Origin of the sequence: Flavobacterium sp., from assembly GCF_024642105.1 — a bacterium.
GTDB lineage: Bacteria > Bacteroidota > Bacteroidia > Flavobacteriales > Flavobacteriaceae > Flavobacterium.
The window spans coordinates 588,372-594,371 of record NZ_JAHEBT010000052.1; the positions used below are offsets into that span (position 1 = coordinate 588,372).

At 38.8% G+C, this 6,000-nt stretch carries 6 protein-coding genes; 3 read left to right on the forward strand and 3 right to left on the reverse strand.

All coding sequences use genetic code 11. The features are described from left to right. Window positions 1–316 precede the first annotated feature (316 nt). Window positions 317–760, reverse strand: coding sequence for a hypothetical protein (locus Q0L65_RS08150; RefSeq protein WP_296685141.1), 444 nt, complete (start codon window positions 758–760; stop codon window positions 317–319). A 296-nt stretch (window positions 761–1,056) separates the two neighbouring features. Between Q0L65_RS08150 and Q0L65_RS08155 the strand changes: the two genes are divergently transcribed. The 3 genes from Q0L65_RS08155 to Q0L65_RS08165 are packed head-to-tail and all read left to right on the forward strand — an operon-like array spanning window position 1,057 to window position 3,127. Beyond that, window positions 1,057–2,217, forward strand: coding sequence for a DNA polymerase III subunit delta' (locus tag Q0L65_RS08155; protein ID WP_296685142.1), 1,161 nt, complete (start codon window positions 1,057–1,059; stop codon window positions 2,215–2,217). 5 nt (window positions 2,218–2,222) lie between these two features. Next, window positions 2,223–2,606 carry a DoxX family protein gene (locus tag Q0L65_RS08160; RefSeq protein WP_296685143.1) on the forward strand — a complete coding sequence of 128 codons (384 nt, stop codon included), beginning with the start codon at window positions 2,223–2,225 and terminating at the stop codon, window positions 2,604–2,606. 8 nt (window positions 2,607–2,614) lie between these two features. Then, a complete protein-coding gene (locus Q0L65_RS08165; RefSeq protein WP_296685216.1) occupies window positions 2,615–3,127 on the forward strand; it encodes an acyl-CoA thioesterase in 513 nt (170 codons plus the stop codon). 58 nt (window positions 3,128–3,185) lie between these two features. On the opposite strand, the gene Q0L65_RS08170 is transcribed toward Q0L65_RS08165, so the two are convergent. Then, window positions 3,186–4,076, reverse strand: coding sequence for a type IX secretion system membrane protein PorP/SprF (locus Q0L65_RS08170; protein ID WP_296685145.1), 891 nt, complete (start codon window positions 4,074–4,076; stop codon window positions 3,186–3,188). 11 nt (window positions 4,077–4,087) lie between these two features. Further along, on the reverse strand, window positions 4,088–6,000 hold a 1,913-nt coding region (locus Q0L65_RS08175; RefSeq protein WP_296685147.1), incomplete at its 5' end, for a thrombospondin type 3 repeat-containing protein.

Sequence of the window (6,000 nt, forward strand, 5' to 3'; positions counted from 1 at the left end):
TTCCTTTTCCGTTTTTCTGTAGGGATTAAAAAACCATTTGAAAAGAGTACCTCTATTTTTTATTCCTTTTCAATTTTAACTATGGACATCTTGCCATTGTACGGCAAACTTCCTCTGGCATTTAAAGCCTGTTTTGCAGCTTCAATGGTGTCGAACGAATCGTAATAAAATATTTACTTGAATTGGCTGGGCATTACCATTCAAAAACGCCAATAGCAAAAGCACTATTGTTGGGGCAAAATTTTTCATAGGTACAAGGATAAAAAATGGGACAATTCAATTTCTTGAACAACAAGAATTGGTAAAAAAGACCTAATTAGTTGTCTTCAAACTCGTGTAGCGATTTTAAAATATTTTCATAAAATAAAATGGCGGCAATGAGTCGATTCTTGTCGGCATAAGGCAAGATTTTTCTTTGAAAATTAGTCGTTAATTCAAGATAGGTGGTGATTTCTTCTTCTTGATCGTCTAATAGTTTTCGATAATCTGATTCGTCAGGAATTCCAAGGTCAATCATGGTAACTCCAGATTTTGTTGCTAAAGCAACATACGGAAGGGTTTTAGTAATTACCGAAGCGCGTTCAATACACAATTCCAAAAGTTCTTTTTTGGGCATTGACGACAATTCTTTACTGTCATGGTATTTGCTGATTAATGCACTACGTTGAATAATGCTTTTAGGAATTACTTTTTTTTGTCCAAAAGCGATTGCCGAAAGGAACAAGAAAAGCGTACAGATAAGGGATACTTTTGCTTTCATTATTTAAATTTTATGTTTCAAAAAAAATCTTGAAATAGGTGGGTAACTATTTTCAAGGAAATAAAAGTATACTTTTTTTTGAAATAGTGATTGTTCTTTTCAAAAAAATATTCGTGGATTTTGTGTAAATAAGCAGAGTAAATTTGTTAAAACAAAGCTGATTTTTATGTTTTGGGTGCTAAGTGTTTCTTTATTAGCAAAAAACAATTTATAAAAAGAGACACCTACGCTTGTTAACCCTAAAAAGTTTAGAACCTAAAATTTTTGACTCTCTCATTTTCTGTTATCTTTGCTTTATGCAATTCTCAGAAATTTTAGGGCAAGAACATATTAAAAGTCACTTGACTAAAAGTGCCGATTTAGGCCGGATTCCGCATGCACAATTATTTGTAGGACCCGAAGGAAGTGGAACCCTCCCTATGGCTATTGCTTATGCGCAATATATATTGTGTGGTAATGCCAATGGCGAAAATGGAGGCGAAAATGGAGGCGAAAACGAATCTTGCAATATTAAATTTGATAAAATTTCGCATCCCGATTTGCATTTTGTGTATCCAACCGTATCTACAGAAGATGTAAAAACCAAACCTAAAAGTATTGATTTCATTGCTGATTGGAGAGCATTTGTTACTCATAATCCGTACGGGAGTTTGTTTGATTGGTATGCTGTTTTGGGAGTAAACAACAAACAAGGTTTGATTAGAGTAGAAGATGCAAGTGATGTTTTAAAAACATTGGCTTTAAAATCTTACGAAGGCGGCTATAAGATTATGATTGTTTGGATGGCTGATAAAATGAATGTAGAAGCATCCAACAAATTACTAAAATTGCTCGAAGAACCACCTGAAAAAACCATTTTCATTCTCATCTCTGAACAAGAAGAAGATATTATTCAAACCATACGTTCGCGTTGTCAAGTGTTACATTTTGGCGGATTACCAGAAAATTGTATTGCTGAGACTTTGGTAGCCAAAAAACAAATTGACTCTAAATTAGCCGCTACTATTGCTCATCAAGCGCAAGGGAATTATAATAAAGCGTTGCATTTATTGCAAAATGACGAAGACGATTATCCGTTTGACGAATGGTTTGTAACTTGGGTTCGAGCTGCGTTTAAAGCCAAAGGAAATGCGTCGGCAATTCAAGATTTAATTCAGTGGAGCGAACAAATCGCTGGACTTGGAAGAGAAACACAAAAGAAATTTTTGGAATTTTGTATTGAAATGTTTCGCCAAGCGTTGCTGCTCAATTATGAAAGTCCGAGTTTAGTATATTTAGAACCTAAGGTCGAAAAATTCCAATTGGCTAATTTTGCTCCATTCGTTAATGGAAATAATATCCACGAGATTTTCAAAGAATTATCGGATGCGATGTACCACATTGAACGCAACGGAAATGCTAAAATTATACTCACTGATTTATCCATCAAATTAACCCGTTTAATCCATAAAAAATAAAGACTATGAATAATGTTGCATCCATCTTAATTTTAGTTTTTTTAGCCATTACGTTTCTTCAATCTGGTTATGACAAACTCTTTTATTGGAAAGATAATGTAGAATGGCTAAAAGGTCATTTTGCTAAAACTCAATTAAAAAATCATGTGCCTCTAGCGCTATTACACGTTTTAATTTTAGAGTTAATTTCAACCATTTTATGTGTTGTGGGAGCAATTGAATTATTGCTCAACAGTGGAAGAGTGTTTGGTTATTATGGCGCTGTCTTTTCTTGTATCACATTATTGATGCTTTTAATAGGGCAACGTTTAGCTAAAGATTATGATGGGGCAAGAACCATAGTAATCTATTTTATTCCAGCTGTAATGGCCGTATATTGGCTTAATTAATTTTTATGATGACACCTAAATACCCTTCGGAATCGTTAACCGTTTTGACCGACTTGGTTTTACCAAGTGAAACCAATCATTTGAATAATCTTTTTGGGGGCGAATTGTTAGCCCGAATGGACAGAGCAGCAAGTATTGCAGCGCAACGACATTCGAGAAATATTTGTGTAACAGCATCAGTGAACCATGTGGCGTTTACCAAAGCCATTCCGCTAGGAAGCGTGGTAACCGTTGAAGCTAAAGTATCCCGTTCGTTCAACAGTTCAATGGAAATTTTTATTGACGTTTGGATTGAAGACCGTGCTTCGGGCGACAGAACCAAAACAATGGAAGCCATTTATACCTTTGTAGCCGTAAATGCTACTGGGAAACCAGTTGAAGTTCCACCTATAATTCCTCAAAGCGAATTAGAACAACAACGTTTTGACGCCGCACTACGACGCAAGCAATTGAGTTTAGTTTTGGCAGGCAAAATGAAACCCAATGATGCCACTGAGTTAAAGGCATTATTTACTTCATAAAAAAATCCCCTTTTATTAATAAAAGGGGATTTTTAATTGGTGGTATTGCTACCGCTATTTAAAACTTAAACTGTAATAAAATTTCGTTAGTGTTTCTAGCACTAGCTAAGGCTGGGCGTGTACTCATTTCATACGCAAACCCAAACAATAATCGGTTACTGATTAACACACTAGCCATAGCGGCATAGGCCTTATCAGTTCTATACATTCCTCCTATTTCAACTATTTTTTCGATTTGCAACATTGTAGTGAAATCTACTGATACAGGGGCACCACTTACATAGCGCAACATTGCCGATGGTTTTAAAATAAGGCTCGAGAATTCTCCTTGTAACGGAAGATCATAACCTCCGCTTAAATAAATATGCGGACTATCAGTAGCTACGCTAGCATAACCTGCATCGTTTTTAGCTCTCTTGGTATTCAATAGTCTTGGAATAGATAACGATACATATAATGGTCCTTCTTTGTAAAGCGCTCCTACTCCAACATTGGGATTAAAGGTACTAATAGAAGCTAAAGCGGGGTCAGCCTGTACGTTGTAAGTTTCTAGACCGGAGGTATTCACATTATAAGAGTTCCCTCCTGCTTTGATACCGAAGTACACATCGGCTGTCTCACTCATTTTTAGTTTGTATGAGAAGTCTACACTAAAATAGGTTTGTTTCTCAATGAAGGTTTTATCGCTAATTACTGTCATACCAAAGCCTACTTTCTTACCTAAACTAGTGCCAAAAGATACCGCTTGGGTCTCTGGTGCATTAGCTACGCCTGTCCATTGTTTTCTCAAGGTACTTGTAGCTACTGTAACACTATCCATTCCTGCATAAGCCGGATTGACTAAATTCATATGCTGACGATAAAACGTATAAGCACTCTCTTGTTGTGCCATAGCAACACTACTTACTAGAAGTAGTGCAGTGGCTAATATATTTTGAATTTTTTTCATCTTTTGTTTTTTTATTTTGTGATGTATAACCAACCTTGAGAGTCTATTGTTCCATCTCCTCCTAAATCAATTTGATACATATAAGAACCAACCGGTAGCATTTCGCTACTGCCTTGGTAATTTCCTGTCCAATTGTTTTGGTAGTTCGCAGAATAAAATACTTGCATTCCATTTGCATTGAACACACGAACTGTGGAAGCTGGGTGGTTTCCTAAATTATAGATTACCCAAGTATCATTGATTCCGTCTCCGTTAGGTGTTAGAGCCTGTGTTACATCCAACTCAATAGCATCACAAACATCGCCCGCACCGTCTGAATCTCTATCGGCTTGATTCGTGTTGGCTGAGTTTGGACAATTGTCCGAAGTGTTGTTTACTCCATCGCCGTCTTTATCTGAATCACAGCTATCAATAATACCATCTGCATCCATATCGGTTCCATTATCTGGAATTCCGTCGCCATTACTATCCACATCACAAGCATCTAAGATACCATCATTATCATCGTCAGTATCGGCATTGTTTCCAGTACCATCGCGGTCAGTATCGGCCCATTCCAATCGATTGAGTGGAAAAGCATCGTTACGATCTAATACACTATCGCCATCTGAATCTACATCTAGATAATCTGGAGTACCATCACGGTCTGTGTCTCTAGAAGCTCCTGGATTACGGAAATTATAACCTTCTTTATAGTTAGATATTCCATCCGAATCAGCGTCTGGAGCATCTGAAATAGCAGGGTTGTTTCCTAACTGAATTTCGATATAATCTGGAACACCATCACCATCCGTATCTTTCGCTCCTGGAATAGTTGGACTCGTTCCTTGTTGTACCTCGATATAATCTGGAACGCCATCGCCATCCGTGTCTCGTGCGCCTGGAGTAGTTGGACTTGTTCCTTGTTGTACTTCTACATAATCTGGAACACCATCGCCATCCGTGTCTCGTGCGCCTGGAATTCTAGGATTAGTGCCTTGCTGAACTTCAACATAGTTAGGAACTCCGTCTCCATCGTTATCTAACAGTTTATCTCCTGGAGTAGTTGGACTCGTTCCTTGTTGTACTTCAATATAATCTGGAACACCATCACCATCCGTATCTCGTGCGCCTGGTGTAGTTGGACTTGTTCCTTGTTGTACTTCTACATAATCTGGAACACCATCACCATCGGTATCTTTTGCGCCTGGAGTGGTTGGACTCGTTCCTTGTTGTACTTCTACATAATCTGGAACGCCATCGCCATCCGTATCTCGTGCGCCTGGTGTAGTTGGACTCGTTCCTTGTTGTACTTCGATATAATCCGGAACGCCATCAGCATCCGTATCGATAACAACGTTACCCGGTGTGGTTGGACTCGTTCCTTGTTGTGTTTCTACATAATCTGGAATTCCATCACCATCCGTATCTCGTGCGCCTGGAGTGGTTGGACTTGTTCCTTGTTGTGTTTCCACATAATCAGGAACACCATCGCCATCCGTATCTCGTGCGCCTGGAGTAGTTGGACTCGTTCCTTGTTGTACTTCGATATAATCCGGAACGCCATCAGCATCCGTATCGATAACAACGTTACCCGGTGCGGTTGGACTCGTTCCTTGTTGTACTTCAATATAATCTGGAACACCATCACCATCCGTATCTTTCGCTCCTGGAATAGTAGGACTTGTTCCTTGTTGTACTTCGATATAATCCGGAACACCATCACCATCGGTATCTCGTGCGCCTGGAGTGGTAGGATTCGTACCTTGTTGTACTTCTACATAATCTGGAACGCCATCGCCATCCGTATCTCGTGCGCCTGGCGTAGTTGGACTCGTTCCTTGTTGTACTTCGATATAATCCGGAACGCCATCAGCATCCGTATCGATAACAACGTTACCCGGTGCGGTTGGACTCGTTCCTTGTTGTACTTCAATATAATCTG

Excerpts from the sequence above, each read along its gene's own strand:
- Q0L65_RS08150 (WP_296685141.1), bottom strand. The coding sequence starts at position 760 with ATGAAAGCAAAAGTATCCCTTATCTGTACGCTTTTCTTGTTCCTTTCG.
- Q0L65_RS08155 (WP_296685142.1), top strand. The coding sequence starts at position 1,057 with ATGCAATTCTCAGAAATTTTAGGGCAAGAACATATTAAAAGTCACTTG.
- Q0L65_RS08160 (WP_296685143.1), top strand. The coding sequence starts at position 2,223 with ATGAATAATGTTGCATCCATCTTAATTTTAGTTTTTTTAGCCATTACG.
- Q0L65_RS08165 (WP_296685216.1), top strand. The coding sequence starts at position 2,615 with ATGACACCTAAATACCCTTCGGAATCGTTAACCGTTTTGACCGACTTG.
- Q0L65_RS08170 (WP_296685145.1), bottom strand. The coding sequence starts at position 4,076 with ATGAAAAAAATTCAAAATATATTAGCCACTGCACTACTTCTAGTAAGT.